We start from the raw sequence: 21,197 nt of genomic DNA, 5'->3' as shown, positions 1-21,197 counted from the left end.
GGCCGTGCGAACATTCACGATCGGCGAACGGGTGATGGAGGAATCCTCGCCGGAGTTTCGGACGCTTCTTCCGCAGGCCTACGAGCAGCGGCTTCGCCCGATGTGCATGTGCAAGGAGCCGCCGATCCCCATGTATATCGCGCATCTGGAGGACCAGTATCTCATCAAGCGCATGCCGCTTTCGGGGCGCGATCACCATCCTGGTTGCCCCTCCTATGAGCCGCCCTACGAGCTTTCCGGCCTCGGCCCGCTGATCGGCAACGCGATCCAGATCGACGCCAGCGGCAAGGCCGACCTGAAGCTGGATTTCTCGCTGACGAAACGTGGGGCCAGATCCGGAGCCACCGCGTCGGCTGAGCCGTCGGAGCGGGGCATTCGCAGCGAGCCCAGAAAGCTGTCGCTCAGGGCAATGCTGCATTATCTGTGGGAGGCAGGCGAATTGACCAAATGGCGGTCGACCTGGGCAGGCCGGCGTGGCTGGGGCCGGGTGCGAACCAGCCTCATCAATGCCGCCTCCCAAATGACGGCTCGGTGTAGCCCCTTGAGCGATGTGCTTTTCGTGCCGGAAGTGTTCCATCCAGAGGATAAGGATGGGATCGCCGCGCGGCGTGCGGCCGCGCTCAAGGGCATACAGCCGTCCGGCTCGGGTCCTCGCAAGCTGATGATGATCGTGGCCGAGGTGAAGGAGTTTTCCGCGGCTAGAGCGGGCCAGAAGATCGTCGTGCGGCACATGCCGTTTCCGCTGATGATCGAGGACGGCGCATGGCGGCGGCTGGCAGCACGCTACGAGACGGAGCTCGAACTCTGGCGCTCGAGCGAAGCCTTCCACCTGATCGTCATCGCGACTTTCGGCGTCTCAACCGCCGGCATCGCGTCGGTCGAGGAGGTCGCGCTGATGGTGGTCAATGAACACTGGCTGCCCTTCGAGGACATTCACGAGCTGCGGCTTCTGGAAATGCTGAGCCACCTGAAGCGGAGGACCGTCAAGGGGTTGCGTTTCAACCTGCCCCGCGATGCGCCTGTCGTGTCGGTGACATTGCCGGAACAGAAGCCCGCCCCCGTCGCGATGTTCATCGTCCCGGCGAGCGCCGGAGAGGAATACGAACAAGCTCTAACCGACATGATCAATGCGAGGCCAGAGATCACACCCTGGGTCTGGCGGGTCGCGGAAGGCGAAATACCGCGATTTCCTTGATCCGGGAACATAGGGCCGCGCCGGACATTGACAGAACGAGGCGAATAACAACACCTCCAGCCTCTCGCCGAAGCCATCTATCTCATCGGATTGGTATGAAACCTGAGAAAAGCCCTTTGTCATCGAGATCAAGAATCGGCGACGCCTGGCCCGCCGAGAGCACTCGATCTGGGGAGAGATCGACCTGAAGGCGGCAGGCGATCAGGTCGCCGCCGAGCAGACGGGAGACGAGAACGGTGCGGCAATTGTTCCGCGGCGGTCTGGTGCGGGGACGGCGAAGAACGCCCGCGACATCAACACCTGATCGCGTCGTATACCAGCTTAGAAACCCCCATCCGTTGACATAGAAATGCCGCTTCGCCTTGAGACGGGCGATATAGGCGTCCTGTTCCCTTGTTGGCGCCGAGCCGATTGAAGCGCGTCCGGGAATAGTCGATCACTCCGTGCCCTCAGTCAATTCCAGCGGGCCTGCCGCGACCGCGACCTTTGGGGCCCGGCGCGTTGCGCAATTTGCGCCAGTTGGGTCGGAATGTCGCCGACGGAGAAGTTGAACAGGTGGCCGACCTTCTCGATGGGTCCGCCGCGACCTGAGCAGGAAACGAAAAACGGATGTCACGGGCGCTCCAAAAAGACAAACGCCCGGCGCGATAGCCGGGCGATGAAAGGGATCGATAGGAGGATACTACTGGATGGATTAAGATCAGGCTGCGGCTTCCAGCAGCTTCCGGGCCTTGCCCTCGAGTTCGAGCCGCGTGTCCTGATGCGCCTTCCCGCGCGCAAGAGCGGTGATACCCTGCACAAAGTCGAAAATTGACTCAGGCGGCCTGCCCTCTTCGGAAAGTACTGTCTCGATGATCTTTCCGGTTTCGGCCTTGGAGAAGCCGCGCTTGCGCAAGAAATCCGAGCGATCTTCATCGTTTCGCGCAACGACCCGTTCACGGGCGGCGCGGATGCCGGCGACGAAGGGCGCGGGTGAGGAATTGGCGAAGTTCGTCAGCGCCGGGGCCGCCTCGTGGGCGAAACGCTGTGCTGCGAACTTCGAGTGCCGGATGGTGATTTCCTCGAAATTTTCTGTGCCCCAAAGATTCCTGTTGGCACAAACTGCGCGTAGATAGAAGGAGGCAATGCCGAGCGTCTTCGATCCGACTTCGCTGTTCCAGGCGTAGAACCCGCGAAAATACCAGTCGGGCTTGCCGTTCGGCAGGCGGCCGGCCTCGATCGGATGGGTGTCGTCGACCAGGAAGAGAAAGACGTCGCGATCGCTGGCGTAGAGCGTCGTGGTATCCTTGGTGACATCGACGAAGGGGTTGTGAGCCATGGTCGACCAGTCGAGCACACCCGGCACCTTCCAGATCGTGTCGCCGGTGCCGTTGCCGGCAATCCTCATCACCGCCTCGACAAGATCTTTGTCCCAGATGCGGCCATAGTCAGGGCCGGTCACTGCCCGCAGTTCCACGCGGCCGTTATCCATCTCCAGTGTCTTGACCATTTCCGCATTTTGGTTGAGCAGGCCATGCTGAAGGTTGATTGCCGCCAGCGGCGCGGGCAACTGGCGCATATAGCTCGCCGGAGCTCCGACCAGGCTGCAAAGCTGACCATAGCTCCAGTGTGTGGGCGCCAGCGGCTCACGACCGCCGGGAACGACCAGGGAAAGGCGCTGGGCATTGTCACGGGTCGCCTCGACGCGGATTTCTGTACTTTCGACAGTTCGAACCCGAGCACGCTCTGTTCTGGCGCTGACGGCGCGATGGAGGTCGCAAAGTGACAGATAGCGCTCATCATCCGGGCGCGAAAACCATTCGGACGAGACGCGGCCGATGCGTTGACCACGCGAAATGTCGACCTTGAAGCCGGACGATACAGGCCGCGGGCTGGTGATCATGGTGTTCATGTTGGAAGCTCCTAAAACGAAGAGCCCGGCTGTCGCTTTGCGACGGCCGGGCTGGCGAGGTGGATGATGGAGGAAGGCCCGGCGTAGACGCCAAGCCTTGGGTCAGGCGGTTTGAAGAGGGCTATTCCGCAGCGTCGAGACGACGGTTCTCTTCGACATCGGCATCCTGAAGAGCCGCATCCTCACCTTTGGCGCCCGTGGTCAGGTAAACCGGCAGATCGGCGTCGGCGCCTTCTACTGCAGTGTCCTCAGTGACTTCGTCCGCGGCAGCGTCGCCCTGTTCCGAGAGCGGCTCATCCAAGGTGAGCCGCAGTGGTTCGGGCAGCCATCCGCTGCCTTCGAGCAGCCGGGCGGCCTCACGAGCCATGTCCGCCTTCTTGAGGTGATCGATGAGCTGCGCGGACTGTTCGCCCTTCGCCTCTCGGACCGCCTGCAGGATATGGGCCTTTGTCACGCGGCCGAGATAGTTGTCGACCGTCGGCTTCCAGCCTGCCTCGACCATATCGAAGCCGATCGAGCGGGCGAGTTCATCAGCATGGGCGAGCGCCCCGGGTCGCCGGTTCCACGGCTGCACAACGGCATTGAGCGATAGCGAGACGCAATGCGCAAACAGCGCCTGCCGGCTGGCCTCGTCGAGAGCGACCAGGTAGTTCCAAAGCTCCGCGGGGGTCTTCGGCAGATCGTGTCCCCATGCTTCATGACGCTGTTCGATCTCCTTCGCCCAAACCGTGTCGCCCAACCCTTGCGTCTGGCCGAACTTCGCGCTCTGCATCGTGACCTCGAGGCAAGAGTCCGAGCCGTAGACGAAAAAGCTCTTGAGAACAAAGACGTGCAGCGCGGCGACAAAGGCCATGACCGGATCGTTTGCGAGAGCGTTCCTGAGCGCGATCGTGCGGGCTGCCGTCAGGTCCTCGACGACGCGATCCGAGAGCGGACGAATGCGGTCGTCCTCTTCCTCCGGCGGCTCGAGGGCAACGGGCTTGCCATTGACCGAGATCCCGCCGGTTGCGGAAGCTGTAACTGCATCATCGCCATCGTGATTGCCGGCACCGGTGCCATCGGCCTCGACGACCGGCTCGTCCTCCGGTCGAACGAAGCCGCGCTCGATCTTCAGCTCGCCGCCGGCGCCGAGCGAGATGAAGGCGCCGCCGCGCGCAACCTCTTCCGGATCGAAGACATGGGGCCGGTCATTCATCCGGTCCAACTCGTTGCCGAGTTCCTCAAGCCGGGTTTCCGTTTCCTCGGAATAGTCGGTCGCCTCGGCGTATTCCGCGTCGAGCTTGTCATATTCCGCCTTTAGCTCGTCGTAGCGGGCGAGCTCGTCGGCGCTCAATTCTGAGCGCTCGCCGTAAAAGCGGCGCAGGCCGGAAGCATGGCCATAGGGAAAGTCGATTGCCGCGTCGACCCAGTTCCACCCTTCCTCGGCTTTCAGCGTTTCGGCGTCGGCCTTCAGCTTTTCGAACACGAGCTGTTCGAGAAGCGCCGGATCCTGGAGCCATCCAACCTGATCCTGTTCGAAGAGATCGCGCATCACAATGCCGCCGGCGGCCTCGTACGCTTCGATCCCAATATAGACCGCGCGGCGATCGACGGCACGCACCGCTGTTTCGGTGAGCAGCCGGCGAATGTAGTACGGCTCGCGGACATGCGACCGGGAGACCGTATCCCAGACCTGTTCCTGGCGAACGTGATCGTTGGTGATGGAAAAGGCCATCACCTGCTCAAGTTTGATCTCGTCATTCGCGTAGAGATCGAGCAGGCGCGGCGAGACCGACGCCAGCCGCAGACGCTGGCGCACCGTCGACGCCGAGACGAAATAGCGCGCAGCGATCTCCTCCTCGCCGAGACCCTGCAGATGTAAGGTCTGGAATGCCCGAAACTGGTCGAGCGGATGGAGCTGGAGGCGATGGACGTTTTCGGCAAGCGAATCGTCCTCGACCGAGGTCGCCCCGCCGCGCTTGACGATGCAAGGGATGGGTTCGGTCTTCGCCATGCGCTTCTGCTTGATCAGCAGTTCGAGAGCCCGATAGCGGCGGCCGCCGGCGGGCACTTCGTAGCGGCCGGTTTCCTCATCGTTCTCGCCAAGGATCGGCCGTACGTTCAGGCTCATGAGAAGCCCGCGAAGGGCGATGTCCTCGGCGAGGTCCTCGATCGAGACGCCCGCCTTGATGTTGCGAACGTTCTTCTGCGAGAGTTCGAGCTTGTCGAAGGGAATGTCGTCCGATCGGTCGAGGGTGATTTTCTGAATGGCCTTTGCCATGTCGTTTCTCCGTAGCCGGCCGGCCGGAGCCTCTCTCCGAACCTTCAAACCCGCTGCGAACGTTTCCTCCCCCCTCTCCCTCCCAGCCGCGCTCCGCCTTTCCCGGTTTGCGCTATCTGGGGAACCGGTTCCAAACCGTCGAAAACCCTGCGGAGACGCGGCGCTATTAGCATGCGAAAGCACCTGCATTCTGACTGCAGATGGATACTCGGTCCCGACCAGCATGGCGGGAACGAGCAAGCGTGAAGCGTCCGCCAATCAATGGCCGGCACTTTCGTTTCGCGCCTGGGCACTTGAGAGCTCAGCTCCGGCGCGATTAAATCGCGGTCTGGGCCTGGCTCCCGGCAATCTAGTTCACGGAAGCGCATTGATCTCGGCGGAGCGCTTCGCGCACGGCGATTGCTGCTGTCGTCGCGCCAAAATTCCATACCGGCTAAACCACCACAGTCTTTGATCTGTGCATCGTTCTTGGGAAGAGCTCGGCTAACGTCCCAATACATACCACAGTCAGGCGTCCCGGGAGCAGTGAAGCTGGCAGGCGGGAGAGGAAGTGTTGATCATATTTCCGATTCCGGCCGAAGGCAGGGCGCGCCTGGCAGCAAACTAGCGCCAAGTCTCGGAGCCCTCCCGCGGACAGCGTTTGGCTTCCATCACGCGGCTGGATCTACTGCTGGGGATTGCCTTCTAATCGCTGCGCAGAATCTTTGCTTCGAGCGCGGCTGCCACGAAAGCTCTTCGAGCAGCTGGTGGATGGGCCTGACCGCGCAACGCCTGAAGACAGGCGACCATCGCGGCTTTTCATTTGAGGTCTCGCGATCAAGATCGCGAAGCAAGATAGCGGCAGCGTCGTTGACATCGAACACGACCCGCTCTGAGCTATGGCGGCTAGCTTGCACAACGACTGCTCTTTCAAATCTGTTCAAGCCCGTCATTTCATCCCAAAAAGGCCATGGAAGCGGCAATTGCGCTGATAGCACTTCGTTGCCCGGCCGACGGAGTCTGCCGCATCTTGAAGAAACCGTTTCTATTTTCGGTCTGGTGAAATTTCGACTCGACAGACCAATAGCAGAAGCGCCCAACTAACGCTTGCACTTTTCCCCGCGCCCGATTTGCAGGTGGCGAGCCACTGCATGGCGGAAGTTTCATCCTCCAATATGGCGGCTCGTTTCGCAAAGCCGAAAAGGGCATTGCGGGCGGCACTCACTGGTTTCGAGTGCAAAACAATCTGGCAGGTCATTTTTCCGGATACATCCGGCCTGCGATATGGCCAGGTGCGCACTTGGTCCCGGGCCAAATCGCGATGCGGCTGGCATACCGCTCAGCGATAGCTTCCCATACCTGAGAGGCCTTCATCGCAGCTGTGCTGAGCCTCGCAAAGCAGCGTGGTTTGACGTACCACCGCGGTGCGTTGTTGATGCGGGTGCGGCCGACGTCGGCCAGAAGGTCCGAACAGGCTGCTGGTCAGTACCCGCGCTCGTTGCTCACCGTGTTTTCCAGGGGCTCGTTCCTGAGGAAACGCCCATAATTGATGGCACCTGGACGAGGCTGTCCTCGCTGGTTCCGAGGCCGCCGCCGGCGTGCGGCGTTATAACGACCTTCTGATTAGACCAAAGCGGACTGAACCAAGGCAGGGGCTCGGTCTCGAAGACATTAAGATAGGCGGAGTGTAGCCGCCCCCTCGCGATCGCCTGAAGGAGATCGTCCTGGTTGACTGCACTGTTCGCGAATGCGCAGTCTTGCCTGAACAGCTTAAACTTCGAGGCGTCGAACAATTGCCGTGTCGAGGGCATTTCCGGCAATATGGACAACACGAAATCGGCCCTTGAGAGGAGCTCGTCAAGCTTGGCTGCTGTCGTATGGCTTGCGATCCCGAGCACGGACCTGTTCGAGCGGCTCCATGTCGAGACCGAAAAGCCATGCTCCTTGAGCATGGTGGCAATCTGGACGCCGATGAAACCCATGCCGAGCACAACAACAGAAAAATCTGAGGGCTGCTTGGTCCTGATGCGCGACCATTCGCGCGATGCCGCCGGGCTCTATAATCGAGAATCCGCTGCTGATGCGAAAGAACGGACTGGAGCGCCGACAACTTCAGACTGTCAGCCAATTGTTGATCCTTGAGGTGGGTAACGATGACACCGGCGGGAAGTGTTTGATCGCTGAGCACGTCTCCTGCTGCGTGACCAAGATAACTGACCCAGCGCAACTTCCTGAACTCAGCGAACCCGCCCCGGCTGGTCATGGTGGTATCGATCAGGATTGCGTCAATTTCCTCTGGTCTCCATAGACCATCCCAAGTCCTGATGTCAGCCTTGGGATCGTGGACACTGAAGGCCTTGCGCCAAGCTTCGTCGTCAGCGCCATAGTCGCTGATCAGCAATGTCGTGCATTTCTTCACCGGGCATTTTCTCCTTGGTGTGATGCTGGCGCCAACTCGACCAACTGCCGATGGGAGCGGACGAAACCTGCGTTGCCGACTTCCTTGCCGGAGCCGCGATTTTATCGCAGGTGCCGACGATCCTCAGGGGACAGCGAATGAAATACGCGCATGTTTCCGCAGAGCCGCCTGCGAGTGGCTCGACAGTGAGCGGCTAATTGCCGATAGCCGAGCCGGGGCACTGCGTTCAGCAGAGCCTGGGCATAGAGGTGACGTGGACCGTCGTAGACACAATGTGAGCTACCCACCTGCATAAGCTGTCCGCGAAACGGGACCGCAACGTTCTCCGCGACCTTCTTCACCGATGCAAGGTCGTGAGAAATGAAAATCTGGGTGATCGAGTTAGTCGATTTGAGATGGTTCAGCGCATCGATGATCAAGCTTGCGTGGTAACGTCGAGTGCGGAAAGAATTTCATCGCAGACCAAGATATCCGGTTCGGCCAAAAATGCCCTGGCAATGGCGATGCGTTGGCGCTCTCCTCCGGAAAGCTCATCGGGAAAGCGCCTCAGATAACTTGCCGGGAGCCTGACCTGTTCTAGAACGGCCTCTATGCGACGCCACGCCCGCTCACGTGACAATGCAAAGAAATAATTCACCGCTCGCGTCAGCTCTGTCGCTACGCGAAGGGTCGGGTTGAGAGAGGCGTCCGGATTTTGAGAAATGTACTGAATACGCCGGCGCTGCTCGAGGCCATGACATCATCGAGGGTTGTGTGCGGACAACAGTTTCGAGTAGGGGCGGTCGACACTGCCAGCGTCACGATTCGTCCCCATCCCTCGGATAAGGTGTTGAGGGCCGGTGTCAGAATACGTCGGAATTGTCGCGTAGCCGGCGTTCCAGAGGAAGTTCCAAGGCACGACCGTCTTCGCCAGGCCGCACGCCACCGCCTCGCCGTTCCAGCCAGCCGTCGAAATCTTGAGCTGCCAACGAGTAGCCCATATCGCAGTCGATTTCGCGGCCTGTGAGCGTGCACGCTTCGTCCGACAAAAGGAATGCGACAAGTCGCGATACTTCTTCGGGCGTAGCGAGACGCTTCAAAGCACCGTTTCGTGCCTCGGACTCGAAAAACGCGGCGCGGTCGCCGAAATTGGGAGTGGCGACCAACCACGGCGCGACGGAGTTGACACGCACACCGCTTGGACCAAGTTCGAACGCAAGTGCACGAGACAATCCTTCGAGCCCCATCTTGGCCGCCTGATAGTGGCTGAGATTGGGGAAGGAATAACGTGCGGTGATCGATGTGAAAAAGACGACCGAACCATGGCCTTGCTCGACCATGGCCGGACAAAACGCGCGAGCGGTGTTGAACCCCCCCGTCAGAATGACGTCGAGCGTATTTTGCCAATAGGCAGCACTGAGTTCCAATATCGGCGAAAAAGAACGAACATTTACGCTATTGATCACGAAGCTTGGCGATTGGGCCCAATCCGAAACGTTCTTTGCCGTCTTCTGCATGTCCGTCAAAGAGCGCACATCGGTACAAAAGCCTCGCGCCTCAGCGCCGGATCCAGCAAGCCGGTCCAGCGTCTCTCGCGGCTCTTCGAGATCAATCGCCGCGATCTTCACGCCATAGCGGGAGAGTTCGAGACACACCGCTTGACCAATACCTTGTCCCGCGCCGATTACGGCGGCTGTCTTGCCTGCTAAACCTCTCATTTATATCGCCTCAATCTTGCCAGTTGCGGCTAGCTTTCGTTGAACGGTGAGGCGCGTTCAACGCGGATTGAGATTATGAGGGCATGACAATTGTTGCCAAGCCGCGACCGTTAGTGCCAGTCGATCGATGCTTGTTGACCCAGTCTCAGGTTCCGCGTTACCCCCTTAGGTTCTTTCCTTAGCGTTTGGAGCAATCCGATGACAGCCCTGCGCTCGATGCTGCCGCCCTTGCATAGCCTCGTTGCGTTCGAGGCAGCTGCGCGCAAGATGAATTTCACCAAGGCAGGATCAGAGCTCAACGTTTCCCAGGCCGCGATCAGCAGGCAGATCCGCGTCCTTGAAGATGATCTGGGCGTGAAACTCTTCCATCGCTCGCCGACGGGACTAAAGTTAAGCCCGGAAGGGTCACGCCTTTTTGCTGCGGTCAACGACAGCTTGGTGGATATCGCGGAGGCATGCACTGATCTGAGACGTATCGTGAAGCCGAGCAGCGTCACCATCACGGCAAGCATCTCGTTCTCCATCTTCTGGCTTGCGTCTCTGCTGTCAGATTTGCGTGCGCGCCATCCGACGATCGACATACGGCTGATAATGAACGATCCGTTTGTATCGCCTGACGTGGGCAATTGCGACATCGCCATCCGTTATGGCACCGGCAATTGGCGGGGCTGGCGTGCCTTTCAGCTGTTCGGGGAAGAAATAATTCCTGTTTGCACTCCGGATATGAAAGAGCGGTTCCGCGATCAATTGAACACGCCAACCGACCTGCTGGCCTTACCGCTTCTTTGGCTGGACATGACAGATCCCGGCGGCCTCGACTGGCGCACATGGTTTCGTGATCTGGGAATCTACGCCGATATCCCGCCAGCGGGCGCACAGTTCAACAACTACGCAGTGATGATCGAGGTCGCGCGCGCGGGCCACGGCATATGCCTCGCGCTTCGGAGTCTGGTCCAGAGGCTGCTTGATGCCGGCGCGCTTACGGAAGCAATTCCCATTGGAGTGAGAACGCCTCGCGCCTACTACATGGCTTTACCGGAGGAACGCATCGAGACCAGAGCCACCACCATCGTTGTCTCATGGCTGAAGGAGGAGGCGGCAAAGAGTGCCAAGGCCATGGAACAACACTGGTCGCCGAACTTCGAAGGCTAGGTGCGAGCCCATCGGAGCGCTTTCCTCATCCGGCAGTTTGGATAGCTTCCGACAGATTTCCCACAGCCGGATTTCAGGGTGCGTCCCTCTATTTCTGGGCTGACGATTCGATCTTTACGCCAGACCACGTCTCGATCATCTCCACGATGGTTGTGAAATCGCGTTTGTCGGATCCCTGTGTCAACCAATGGAACCAGAGCTGGAACACGCTGCTGCCGACGTGCATCGGTACACGCAGCCGCAACGCCTCGTCCATACACAGCTTCAGGTCTTTGATCTGAAGGTCCATGGGGAAGCCGAAGTTGAACGTTCGCGGCATGATGGCGTCCGGGAACTTGTCTTCAGACGCCGAGTTGCGGCCCGAGCCGGCGTTCATGATGTCGAGCATCTGCTGGCAGTCCAGGCCGGCCTTCCGGCCCAAGACCATCACCTCGGTGGTGACAGCCATGTTCGCTGCCGATGCCAAATTGTTAATGAGCTTCATCGTCTGGCCCATCCCCGGTTGGCTGCCCACGCGATGCATCTTCCCGAGCGCGGCAAGCGCGGTCGAAGCGAAGTCGATGTCTTCGGGCATCCCGCTCGCCATGATCGTTAGTGTACCGGTCTGAGCCCCCTTGATCGCGCCTGTCACCGGCGCATCGACGAACCGCTTTCCATTCCGGTGCAGGACCTCACCGATCCTGACCGCCAAGGCCGAACCGCTGGTGCCCATATCGATAGCGCAGACTAGCCTGGCTCCGTGGACGAGACCGTCCACGCCGAGTACCGTCTCCTCGACGATTTCGGGTGTCGGCAGCATCATCACCGCGATCGCGGCATGATCGGCCAAGGCCTTGGGCGTCCGCAAGCGCACCGCGCCCTGGCGCTCCAGCCGACCGGCAGCCTCGTCCGAAGGATCGACGACGAAGGTCTGGAATCCCGCCTTCAGGAGCTGTTCGCACATGGGCTGCCCCATCTTGCCGAGGCCCAGAAAACCTATGGTCTGAGACAAAAGAAAACTCCTAAGCTTGCATTTGCAATGGGCTGGTCGGGAAGGGACTTTTGCGGGGCGCGCCAAGTCGCGGAGGCGAGCTGATCAGGCGGAAATCCTCGAGGACAGCCGGGTCGGCGACAGCGTGCTCATTGGTGCGTATCATCACCCGCTTCAGCGGGACTTTTTCGCTCTGCCGACCATCGCATGTCCGGCTAGCAGCTTTGCGGCGGCATCTCGTGTCCTGCGGCCGAACTTCACAGGGGCATGGCAACTTGTTCTGCCAGCCCTCTGCGGCTACGCCGCTTCGGCGTTGCGAGCATTCGCGCCAAGGAAGTTTTTATCGTCCAGGGCCAGAACGAGAGACACCAGCGCTCCGACAAAGCTGTAGTGACGCAGCCCCATCACCATGCCCGAACTCTGGTGGGTGAATATAGATTCGATCGGCTGACGTGGCGAAATCTCCTCGAACCACTTGGACAGGTTGGCGAAATGGCACTCGACATACGGCTTGCCCGTGTCGACCAAAGCCATTTGAAAGCTGCGGCCATAGGTCGTGAAAGTGGCTGGGTTCACTAAGAAGGCGTCCGTTTGGTCTGCTACATTGTAGATGTGCGACACAAGCTCGGATTCAGATTCCGACGTGAACGGATTGACTTTCACACCAAGCCGCCTGCCATAGTCACAGACGATTTCAAGCAATTCTTCGCTGGATTTGATTGGTCCCCACCAGGCCGCCCGCCGCTTGCGGGCATGGATCAAGCTGATCGACCATTCGGTCTTTCTGGTCCTCATGGATGCTCCCCCGCTTGTTATGAGGCCAATGCCTGCAGAACGAGACGCTGTAGATGACCGACGCCGTGCTCGCTGCTTTCGGTCAGGCCACGATCGATCATGAGCGGACCTTGCGAGTAGCCGCGGCTCTCAAGGCCCTTCTGCACTTCGTGGACCACGGCAGCATCCTCGACACCATTGGTGTCGTAGTGCTTCTGGGCCATGTCGAGAATGTCATCGTCGTTCGCTCGACCGTCGGTGTACCATCGGTAGCTGTAGATCGTTTGTCGGCTGTTTATGGGAATGAAGTGTCGTGTACTGACGATCCCTCCCGGATAGCTGACAATGGCAACGTTCGGCCAAATGAAGAAAGCGCCCATGTTTTGACCCTGCTCTGGATCAAACCGATACAAGGACTCGCCGGGAGCGCGGCCTTCGCAAAAATGGCGTATATATATGCCTTCTGCCGCAGTGCGGTACGTGTCGAGATCGAGAACTTTTTCCCGCAACGTCTTGTGCACCACCAGGCAATGGTAGCACTCATTGAAATTCTCGACCGAAACTTTCCAGCCGCAGTCATGCTCTATGCGTTTCTCGACCAGAAAGCGCAGATCGTTGTGGTTCGGCACAAAAGCGGCGATTTGCTTGTCGAGGTCTCCGGTAAGATCTCGTAGCGGTCGGGCGTCTGGGTCGAGATTGACGAAAATGAAACCGCTGAAGATTTCGACGCGCACATCGGAAAGCCGCACCTTGGCTCGATCGAAACCCTCGACCTGCTTGTGGTTAGGCGCCCCGCGCAGAGTACCGTCGAGATTGTAGCTCCAGGCGTGATAGGCGCAGGTCATCACGCGGCCGCAATTGCCATCGCCACGGACCAAGGTGTGAGCACGATGGACACACACGTTATAGAATGCGCGGATCTCATCATCCTGACCGCGCACGATGATTATTTCCTGGTCGATTATCTTGCGCGTGACGTAGTCGCCAGCATTGGGGATCTCGCTACTGTGCGCTATAAATTGCCAGTTGCGAAAGAAAATCCTTTCCTTCTCGAGATCGAAGATCGCCGGGTCCGTATAGTATCTTGCGTCGAGGCTGAAGGTCAGACCGTCCCGCTGGTCGAGATCGCACGAGAAAGAATTGCTGTCCATTGAGAGACCCGCTTCGATTTTGATGTTTTTCCGCCGTCGCGCTGACAGGGGATCGGAGATTGTCGGCCCGTCTTGGTCGGCCCATCTTGCCGCTCCCAGTTAATGTGCAGCCCTCAGCGAAGGCAGGCGACCTCCTTTTTTGTTATGCCTCCATATTGGGAATGATGATTGCGGACCTTCCTGCCGAGGCCGCACCCTGCGCCACCTTTCCACCATTGATCCGCCGTCGGACATAAGGCTGGAAACAATGCCAACCGGGAGGTGGTCGATAACCAACCAGATATCGCGTGTGACCACATGCAATAGCGACAGAGGTTCGCGCCGGGCGATGCTTCAAACAAGGCTTCGCCGAACGAAGCCGGCAAACCATAAAAATTCATACAAACGGGGAATCCAATGAGCGATCATCATCCATATGTCTCCAAGGCAGCCTCCTTGCTCTCCGAGGGCCGGGCTACTCGCCGCGAGTTCTTGCGTACCGTAACTTTGCTCGGCACGGCAGCTGCGACAGCGTATGCGATGGCCGATAAAATCATCCCGCAGGCACGAGCTCAAGAAGCCCAGCCGACGTTCAAGCCGGGTGGTGAGGTCAAATTGGGGATGCGCGTCGACGACGTGACCAAGCCGTTTCAGGTCGATAGCGCCCAGAAGAGCAACATCATTCGGCAGACGCTCGACAACCTGACCCGCACCGGCGCGGACAATATCACCCGACCCAATCTCGTCTCCAAATGGGATGTGAGCGAAGACCTCAAAACCTGGACACTCAAACTGCGCAACGACGTGACCTTCAGGTCCGGTCGAAGGTTCACCGCCGATGACGTTGTCTGGAACCTGAAGTTTGCATTGGACGATGCCAACGGCTCCTCGAGCATCGGCTTGTTCAAGTCGTACATGCTCAACGAGGAAAAAGCCGGCGACAAGAAGAAAGTCACATTGTGGGACGCCAACGCAATTGAGAAAGTCGATGACTTCACCGTGCGCTTGAACCTGAAAGCGCCCCAGCTGGCGGTTCCCGAGCATCTTTTCCACACCGCGCTGCCGATGATGGATCCGGAAAGCAATGGCAATTTCGGTGTCGGTGCGAATGGCACCGGTGCGTTCGAAGTGGTCGAGTTCCAGCCGCGCAACCGCATCGTGTACAAGGCCCGGACCAACCACTGGGACAGGAAGCCAGCACTCGAGACTTTCGCGTTTTACGATCTCGGCGACAACGCCAGCACAGCCATCGCCGCGCTTGCGTCCAAGCAAATCGATGGGCTCTACGAGGCGGACGCCTCTCAGGTCGACGTGCTAAGCAAGTTTCCTGGCCTGAAATACTATGAGATTGCGACTTCGACGACGGGCGTCATTCGGGGCAAGTGCAATATCAAGCCGTTCGACGACCCACGTGTGCGCAAGGCGCTGCGTCTTGCGACGGATGCGGATGCGATCCTGCAACTATCGCTGCGGGGCCGGGGCAAAGTCGGTGAGCATCATCATGTTGCCCCCGTCAACCCGGAGTACGCGCCCCTACCGCCGATGAAGCGCGACCTTGCAGAAGCAAAACGCCTTCTCGCGGCCGCAGGCTATTCCAGCGGGCTCGATTTGGAGCTCAGCGTTCCGGCCGACTACGAATATCTTGTCAACATGGCGCAGGGCGTAACCTCCCAGTGGGCCGAAGCGAACATCCGCGTGAAGCTGAAGGTTTTGCCAGGCGCTCAATATTGGGAAGTTTGGGACAAAGTGCCGTTCGGTGTCACACGCTGGTCTCACCGCCCGTTGGCCATCATGCAGCTGGCGCTTGCCTACCGCACCGGCACACCATGGAACGAATCGTCTTATTCCAACCCGGAGCTCGATGAACTGCTCAGCAAGGCTGAAGCCACGGTCGACATCGAGCAGCGGCGGCTGATCATGAAGGACATCGAGCTTCTCATGCAGGACGACGGCCCCATCGTGCAGCCGATCTGGAAATCAAACTATACGTATCTGAGGTCTGACATCGGCGGCTTTCAGATGCACCCGTCGGGCTACATTTTCGGCGAAGAGTTGGGACTCGTCTGAGAGAGGAACGTAACGTGCTAGTGAGCTTTGTTGACAACGGCGTCGAACGAGCAGGCTACCTCTTTGACGACGGTGTAGCTGCCCTGAGGGCAATCGACAGGGGATTGCCGGCAACGATGCTGGAACTGGTGCAGGCCGGTCGCCTCGATGAGGCGGTCCGGATGGCGAAAGCCTATCGTGGCGCAAAAGTGCCGCTGGCTTCGGTGAAGCTGCTCCCGCCGTTGCCCCGGCCCGGCAAAATCGTATGTTTCGGGCTGAATTATGTCGACCATGCTGCCGAGAGCGGTTTTGACAAGCCGGAGTATCCGAGCATCTTCATGCGCTCGTCGACCTCTCTGGCTGCACCAGGGGGCGCTCTGACGCGTCCCCAGGTGTCTGTCAAATTCGACTATGAGGGAGAACTCGTCGCGGTGATCGGCCGCCGTGGCCGACACATCTCGATGGAAAACGCAGCCGGGTTCGTCTGCGCCTATTCATGCTTCAACGACGGCAGCGTCCGGGACTTTCAGCTTCGCACGACCCAATGGACCATCGGCAAGAACTTCGACAGCACCGGCGCGTTTGGCCCCGGTCTGGTAGCCGCTTCCGATCTGCCGCCCCTGGCGCGCGGATTGAGGCTTCAAACGCGAATCAACGGGGCCGTCATGCAATCGGCTAATACCGACGACATGATCTTTCCGGTGGCCGAGGCGATCGCGATTGTCTCGCAGGCGATGACTCTGGAGCCGGGCGACATCCTGGTGCTGGGCACGCCGAGTGGCGTCGGTCAGTCGCGCAATCCGCCAGTCTTCCTCAAGCACGGCGACGTCGTGGAGGTGGATATCGAGCAGATTGGTGTCTTGCGCAACCAGGTGGTCGACGAGGAGCGCTTGGACGCTCTCCAGGAGGTTGCGTAGTGAACCCCACGGTTCGGCTGGCGACGCGTGTCGGGAGCGCACTGGCCACGATGCTGGTGGCATCTTTCCTGGTTTTCGTGTTGCTGGAATATTCCTCGACCAATGTCTCCGCCAAGATCCTCGGGCCTTATTCGAGCGAAAGTTCGCGGCAGATGCTGAGTGAGAAGCTCGGCCTCAACGATCCCTTGCTTGTTCGTTACCTTCGCTGGATTGGCGTTGTCGTGGGCCTGCGCGAAGACCCGGTTGTTACGTCGGGACTGATCGGCTCGCCAGTCGTTGACGCCCGATATTTTGGGAATTTCGGCTACTCGCAACTCTATAAAAAGCCGGTAGTGGAAGTGGTTCTGCCCGCGCTCGAGAACACGGCGCTTCTCGCAACCGTCGCGTTTTTCGGTATCGCGCTGCTGGGTATGCTAATCGGGATCGTCTGCGGCGCCTATGAAGGATCGGCAATCGATCGGTCGCTCTCATTGGTCGCATCCGTCGCCGCTTCGGTGCCGGAATACGCATCAGCCGTGATCCTGATGTTTGTATTTGTCGTCACCTATCAGGTGCTGCCTGGCGCAAGCAACCTGGATACGACATCCGGTTGGTCGGTGAGTTCGCAGCTGATCCTGCCCGCGGCCGTATTGATCATTTATGACTTCGGATATGTGGCGCGCACCGTCCGTACCTCCATGACGAACGTCATGCGCTCTCCCTACATCAAAGCCGCAATCCTGAAGGGCCTTTCCTTTAGACGAGTGGTTTTCGTACATGCGCTAAAGAACGCCATGGTCACGCCATTTACTGTAATCTTGCTGCAGATCGGCTGGCTGGTTTCGGGTGTTGTGGTTACAGAAGTAGTGTTCGGTTATCCAGGCTTCGGCCGAGTGCTTTTGGAGGCCTCACTCTCTGGTGACATCGCCCTGGTCGAGGCCTGTACGCTGATCTCGCTGGTCGTGGTCATACTTACTCAGGTTGCCAGCGACGTGGGTTACATGGTCCTCAATCCCGAGATGAGGGCGCGAGCATGAGCGATCAGACCCAGCCGCTCCTGGCGCCGATTCGTCATGGCAGGCCGCCGGTTGTCATTGAACGAATCTGGCGAGCGGTCTCGAACAGTCTCTTACTTCGATCACCGCTGTTCTACGTCGGCTGCGTTCCGGTGGTCCTTTGGTGTCTTGTCGCGATATTTGCGCCGCTGCTGACCGGATATGATCCGAACGCGCAGGACATCGCTGCTTTGTCTCAGCCGGAACCCTCGGCATTGCACCTGCTGGGTACGGACCAACTCGGTCGTGACGTGTGGGCGCGCATCGCATTCGGCGCCCGCTCCGTGCTGACCATCGCTCCCCTGTCGCTTCTGTCCTCATACGCGTTCGGCATCGTGCTTGGCCTGGCATCCGGCTACTCGAGGCTGATCGACCCGATCGTCACGAAGCTTTGCGATGTCATGTTGGCATTTCCAGTGATTGTTCTCTACGTCGTTTTGATCACCGCGATCGGTCCTTCCTCCTCCAACATAATTGTCGCTGTCACCGTCAGCACGGCGCCTGCCGTTGCTCGCATCGTCAGGGGCATGGTCCTTGACCTGAAGGATAGGGAGTTTGTGGACGCGGCTCGCATCCGCAATGAGAGCGGCCTCTACATCATGTTCTTCGAGCTGCTGCCGAACATGGTCGTACCGCTGCTGGTCGATTTTTGCCTGCGCATGGGCTACACGATCATCAAGATCGGCTCACTCGGCTTCCTGGGGCTTGGATTGCCGCCGCCCGACCCGGACTGGGGCGGGATGGTCAAGGAGGGCGTGGCCTTCATGCTGGTCTGGCCTCATATCAGCCTCGTGCCCTGCCTGGCGATCGCCTCCTTGGTGATTGGCTTCAACCTTGTCGCGGACGCCGTGGCCTCCGTTGCGCGACGCGCCTGATCATTTGGCAGAAGGCTTGGCCAGAAAGAGGAGCAAGACAAATGGATATTGTGAGCTCCGTGCTTGAGGTCGAAGCGTTGACGATCGCCTATGGCAAAGGACGCCGGGCCATCGAAGCAGTCTCCGAGGTATCGCTGTCCATAGAATCGGGAGAGGCCCTGGGACTTGTGGGCGAGTCTGGTTGTGGGAAGTCGACCCTGGCAATGAGCGTGATGAGCCATCTGACGGGTGGCGCGCGGATACTCTCTGGAAGCGTGCAGGTATGCGGCATTCCCGTCAACGGACTCCGTAGCTCGGCCCTGCGAGACCTTCGGGCACGCAAACTGGCGATGATCCATCAGGATCCGATGGCCTCGCTAAACCCGCGGCTGCGGATAGGACGTCAGTTGCGCGAGGTCGCGACATTGGCTGTGCTGTCGAGGGAGGAGCGGGAAGCGCGTATAGAACACACGCTGCGATCTGTTAGGCTGGCCGACACTCATCGCGTCCTAAGCAGTTACCCTTTTGAGCTGTCCGGCGGCCAGAAGCAGCGGATTGTTATCGCAATGGCGTTGCTGGCCCGACCTGCGTTGATGCTGCTCGACGAGCCGACCACGGCCCTTGACGTCTCGGTCCAGGCGGAGATTGTAGATCTTATCGCGGAAATCCGTTCCAGCAGCCAAATGGGCATGTTGTTCATATCGCACGACTTGCCTCTTGTGGCGCAGGTGTGTTCACGCATCGGCGTCATGTACAAGGGAGAACTGGTCGAGATCGGGCCAACCGATCAGATCATGAACGAGCCCTCGCATCCCTATTCGCGAGCACTTCTGGCGTGCACGCCTCGCATCGCCGCAAGGGGCCAGCGTGCCCTACTAACCGGGATCGACATACCCTCCAAAGTACGCGAACCACGCATCGAAGGCTGCCGATTTGCAGACCGCTGCTCCAACGCGCGCGCCGATAGCTGCCTTGAGGAGCATCCGCAGTTGCGAGCGCTGAACAATCTCCAACCCGATGACAGGGTCCGTTGCCACTTCCCGATCACGGAACAAGCTGACGTTCCGCTGCAGGATGCTGTTCGAAACGATACAGCTCCGGCAGCCTTGCCCGCCCCCTTGTTGGAAGCCGATCACCTGACCCGCTTGTTTCCCCATCGCGCAGTCTCCGGGAATGGGCAAGCAGTCCGCGCCAATGACGACATCTCCTTCCACATGTACCGCGGGCGCACCCTGGCGGTTATTGGAGAGTCCGGCTCAGGAAAATCAACGCTGGCGCGCCTGGTTATCGGGCTGGACCAGCCGAGCGACGGGTACATCCGTTTCGAAGGCTCCAAACTGCCGCCAAGTGGCCGGTCAGACAAGGTCGCGTCGGCCATGCAGATGGTGTTTCAGAACCCGGGTGGCACGCTCAATCCCGCTCGCACAGTGGGAACAGGACTGCGTCGCGCCATTCGCAAGCTGACAAACCTGAAAGCTGCATCCGCAGTCGATCAACGGGCACGAGATCTGATGCTCGCCGTGCAACTTGATCCCGCTTTGATGGATCGCTACCCTGCCGAACTCTCCGGCGGTCAAAAACAACGGGTAGCCATCGCGCGAGCTTTCGCGGGATCGCCGGCGCTGGTCATCGCCGACGAAGCGGTGTCGGCTCTCGACGTTTCGGTCCAAGCATCGATCCTGCAATTGTTGAAGCATCTGCAGGCGCAGCGCGGTACCGCGATCCTTTTCATTTCCCACGATCTGGCGGTCGTGCATGCGTTCGCTGATGATGTCATGATCGTCTACCGCGGCAAGGTCGTGCATAGCGGGTTGGTAGATGACGTCTATCACGGTCCGCTTCATCCCTATACGGAACGACTCCTGAACGCCGCCTTGCGGAGCGAAAGGCCGATCCTTGAGACGACGTCCGACGAAAACACGCCTGTCACGGCTGGTCATGGATGCGTCTATGCGCAAAAGTGTCATCGCCGTCTGGGTGATATCTGCCTGACCGTGGAGCCTCCAGAGCGCCGGGCGGCGGAGGCGACGCTGCGTTGCCATATCCTGCTGGAGCAGCTTGGCCGTCTGTCGCCTCGGCAGCGCGTCATGCCGCAAGCATGCAATCCTGGCGGCACCTCCCAACTTGCGGCCCAGTGACGATACCGAGATGCTTCAACCCGCAGCCACCAGTGAAGAACATACCGCCCGAATGCTGAGACTCGCCTGTCGCGCGATAGCGCGGGCGGGCTTGGTAACCGCCTTTGGCCATTGCAGCGCGCGACTGGATGCGGACCATCTTCTCGTAGGCCCACCCAAGGCGCCGGGACGCATACAGGTCGGCGAAGCATGCACGATCGTCGAGATCAATGCTCCGTTGCCGGCCGGCGTCCTGGGTGAGGTACGGGTCCATCAACAGATCTATCGGCGTCGACCAGATGTGAGCGGTGTCTGCCGCTTCTACTCGCCAAGTCTGATGCCATTGTCGCTGATGGGCAAAGTGCCTGCAGCGCGCGACGTGTTCAGCGCCTACTTCGCCCCCTCGCCTCCCCTGTGGCTCGACACGCGTCTTCTTCGCCAAGATGAATTGGCAGCTGGCGTCGCTGAAATGATGGGTGCGGCGCGTGGCATCGTGTTGCGTGGCAATGGCGCGGTTACCGCCGGGTCCAGCTTGCCGGAAGCAGTGGCGCTCGCATGGATGCTGGATCAGGCGGGGCGTGTTGAACTTTCGTTACATGACGCCGGTGGTTCAGAAACAGCGATGCGCCTCAACGCGGTCCAGGCCGCCGATCTAGGGCAGTTCGCAGGACGCGAAGTCGAGCGCCTGTGGGATATGCTCACCGCTGAAGACCAGGAAGCGGACGGGTGACATGCCCGGCGCCGTCTGGCGGCGGCCGTATT

The 21,197-nt window shown here is 59.6% G+C and carries 17 protein-coding genes; 8 read left to right on the top strand and 9 right to left on the bottom strand.

Annotation, left to right across the window (positions count from 1 at the left end; all coding sequences use genetic code 11):
- The first annotated feature begins 4 nt into the window (after positions 1–4).
- The gene (locus tag LB553_RS12635) at positions 5–1,195 is read left to right on the top strand and encodes a DUF1173 domain-containing protein (RefSeq protein ID WP_224513618.1); all 1,191 of its coding nucleotides are present in this window, start codon (positions 5–7) and stop codon (positions 1,193–1,195) included.
- Between the two features lie 700 nt (positions 1,196–1,895).
- Here LB553_RS12635 and LB553_RS12630 read toward each other — a convergent pair.
- The 6 genes from LB553_RS12630 to LB553_RS12605 form a co-directional block, all read right to left on the bottom strand.
- Positions 1,896–3,086 (bottom strand): DUF932 domain-containing protein, encoded by a 1,191-nt coding sequence (locus LB553_RS12630; RefSeq protein WP_224513616.1) that lies wholly within the window; start codon positions 3,084–3,086, stop codon positions 1,896–1,898.
- A 121-nt stretch (positions 3,087–3,207) separates the two neighbouring features.
- Complete coding sequence (locus tag LB553_RS12625; RefSeq protein WP_224513613.1) at positions 3,208–5,346, bottom strand: ParB/RepB/Spo0J family partition protein; 2,139 nt, start codon at positions 5,344–5,346, stop codon at positions 3,208–3,210.
- 684 nt (positions 5,347–6,030) lie between these two features.
- Positions 6,031–6,135, bottom strand: coding sequence for a DUF982 domain-containing protein (locus tag LB553_RS12620; RefSeq protein WP_224513611.1), 105 nt, complete (start codon positions 6,133–6,135; stop codon positions 6,031–6,033).
- A 692-nt stretch (positions 6,136–6,827) separates the two neighbouring features.
- A complete protein-coding gene (locus LB553_RS30800; RefSeq protein ID WP_411962166.1) occupies positions 6,828–7,307 on the bottom strand; it encodes an NAD(P)-dependent oxidoreductase in 480 nt (159 codons plus the stop codon).
- 852 nt (positions 7,308–8,159) lie between these two features.
- On the bottom strand, positions 8,160–8,456 hold the full coding sequence (locus LB553_RS30795) for an ATP-binding cassette domain-containing protein (RefSeq protein ID WP_224513743.1): 297 nt from the start codon (positions 8,454–8,456) through the stop codon (positions 8,160–8,162).
- Positions 8,457–8,586: 130 nt separating this feature from the next.
- Positions 8,587–9,441, bottom strand: a complete 855-nt coding sequence (locus LB553_RS12605; protein ID WP_224513609.1) for an SDR family NAD(P)-dependent oxidoreductase — start codon at positions 9,439–9,441, stop codon at positions 8,587–8,589.
- A 198-nt stretch (positions 9,442–9,639) separates the two neighbouring features.
- Between LB553_RS12605 and LB553_RS12600 the strand changes: the two genes are divergently transcribed.
- A complete protein-coding gene (locus LB553_RS12600) occupies positions 9,640–10,593 on the top strand; it encodes a LysR substrate-binding domain-containing protein (protein WP_224513607.1) in 954 nt (317 codons plus the stop codon).
- Between the two features lie 88 nt (positions 10,594–10,681).
- On the opposite strand, the gene LB553_RS12595 is transcribed toward LB553_RS12600, so the two are convergent.
- From LB553_RS12595 to LB553_RS12585, 3 genes are all read right to left on the bottom strand, one after another.
- Positions 10,682–11,584 (bottom strand): NAD(P)-dependent oxidoreductase, encoded by a 903-nt coding sequence (locus LB553_RS12595; RefSeq protein ID WP_224513604.1) that lies wholly within the window; start codon positions 11,582–11,584, stop codon positions 10,682–10,684.
- A 276-nt stretch (positions 11,585–11,860) separates the two neighbouring features.
- Positions 11,861–12,358 (bottom strand): type II 3-dehydroquinate dehydratase, encoded by a 498-nt coding sequence (locus LB553_RS12590; RefSeq protein WP_224513602.1) that lies wholly within the window; start codon positions 12,356–12,358, stop codon positions 11,861–11,863.
- A 17-nt stretch (positions 12,359–12,375) separates the two neighbouring features.
- Entirely contained in the window at positions 12,376–13,488 is a 1,113-nt protein-coding gene (locus tag LB553_RS12585; RefSeq protein ID WP_224513601.1) for an aromatic ring-hydroxylating oxygenase subunit alpha, read from the bottom strand.
- Between the two features lie 396 nt (positions 13,489–13,884).
- Here LB553_RS12585 and LB553_RS12580 point away from each other — a divergent pair, with 396 nt between their 5' ends.
- Genes LB553_RS12580 through LB553_RS12555 form a run of 6 tightly spaced genes read left to right on the top strand, consistent with a single transcriptional unit; the run spans position 13,885 to position 21,165 of the window.
- Positions 13,885–15,534, top strand: coding sequence for an ABC transporter substrate-binding protein (locus tag LB553_RS12580; protein ID WP_224513598.1), 1,650 nt, complete (start codon positions 13,885–13,887; stop codon positions 15,532–15,534).
- Positions 15,535–15,554: 20 nt separating this feature from the next.
- Positions 15,555–16,430, top strand: a complete 876-nt coding sequence (locus tag LB553_RS12575; RefSeq protein ID WP_224513597.1) for a fumarylacetoacetate hydrolase family protein — start codon at positions 15,555–15,557, stop codon at positions 16,428–16,430.
- Positions 16,430–17,446 (top strand): ABC transporter permease, encoded by a 1,017-nt coding sequence (locus tag LB553_RS12570; protein ID WP_224513594.1) that lies wholly within the window; start codon positions 16,430–16,432, stop codon positions 17,444–17,446. Before LB553_RS12575 ends, LB553_RS12570 begins: the two co-directional genes overlap by 1 nt.
- Positions 17,443–18,339 (top strand): ABC transporter permease, encoded by an 897-nt coding sequence (locus tag LB553_RS12565; RefSeq protein ID WP_224513593.1) that lies wholly within the window; start codon positions 17,443–17,445, stop codon positions 18,337–18,339. The genes LB553_RS12570 and LB553_RS12565 overlap by 4 nt, the downstream gene beginning before the upstream one ends.
- Positions 18,340–18,380: 41 nt before the next feature.
- A complete protein-coding gene (locus LB553_RS12560; RefSeq protein WP_224513591.1) occupies positions 18,381–20,456 on the top strand; it encodes an ABC transporter ATP-binding protein in 2,076 nt (691 codons plus the stop codon).
- Positions 20,457–20,466: 10 nt separating this feature from the next.
- Positions 20,467–21,165, top strand: a complete 699-nt coding sequence (locus tag LB553_RS12555; RefSeq protein ID WP_224513588.1) for a class II aldolase/adducin family protein — start codon at positions 20,467–20,469, stop codon at positions 21,163–21,165.
- The last annotated feature ends 32 nt before the right edge of the window (positions 21,166–21,197 follow it).

The sequence above is a fragment of the Mesorhizobium sp. CA8 genome (genome assembly GCF_020164955.1).
Lineage (GTDB): Bacteria > Pseudomonadota > Alphaproteobacteria > Rhizobiales > Rhizobiaceae > Mesorhizobium.
This window is presented reverse-complemented; position numbering and strand designations above follow the sequence as displayed.

Coding starts and splice junctions, on each gene's coding strand:
- LB553_RS12630 (WP_224513616.1), bottom strand. CDS start 3,086: ATGAACACCATGATCACCAGCCCGCGGCCTGTATCGTCCGGCTTCAAG.
- LB553_RS12625 (WP_224513613.1), bottom strand. CDS start 5,346: ATGGCAAAGGCCATTCAGAAAATCACCCTCGACCGATCGGACGACATT.
- LB553_RS12620 (WP_224513611.1), bottom strand. CDS start 6,135: ATGGTCGCCTGTCTTCAGGCGTTGCGCGGTCAGGCCCATCCACCAGCT.
- LB553_RS30800 (WP_411962166.1), bottom strand. CDS start 7,307: ATGGGTTTCATCGGCGTCCAGATTGCCACCATGCTCAAGGAGCATGGC.
- LB553_RS12605 (WP_224513609.1), bottom strand. CDS start 9,441: ATGAGAGGTTTAGCAGGCAAGACAGCCGCCGTAATCGGCGCGGGACAA.
- LB553_RS12600 (WP_224513607.1), top strand. CDS start 9,640: ATGACAGCCCTGCGCTCGATGCTGCCGCCCTTGCATAGCCTCGTTGCG.
- LB553_RS12590 (WP_224513602.1), bottom strand. CDS start 12,358: ATGAGGACCAGAAAGACCGAATGGTCGATCAGCTTGATCCATGCCCGC.
- LB553_RS12585 (WP_224513601.1), bottom strand. CDS start 13,488: ATGGACAGCAATTCTTTCTCGTGCGATCTCGACCAGCGGGACGGTCTG.
- LB553_RS12580 (WP_224513598.1), top strand. CDS start 13,885: ATGAGCGATCATCATCCATATGTCTCCAAGGCAGCCTCCTTGCTCTCC.
- LB553_RS12565 (WP_224513593.1), top strand. CDS start 17,443: ATGAGCGATCAGACCCAGCCGCTCCTGGCGCCGATTCGTCATGGCAGG.
- LB553_RS12560 (WP_224513591.1), top strand. CDS start 18,381: ATGGATATTGTGAGCTCCGTGCTTGAGGTCGAAGCGTTGACGATCGCC.
- LB553_RS12555 (WP_224513588.1), top strand. CDS start 20,467: ATGCTTCAACCCGCAGCCACCAGTGAAGAACATACCGCCCGAATGCTG.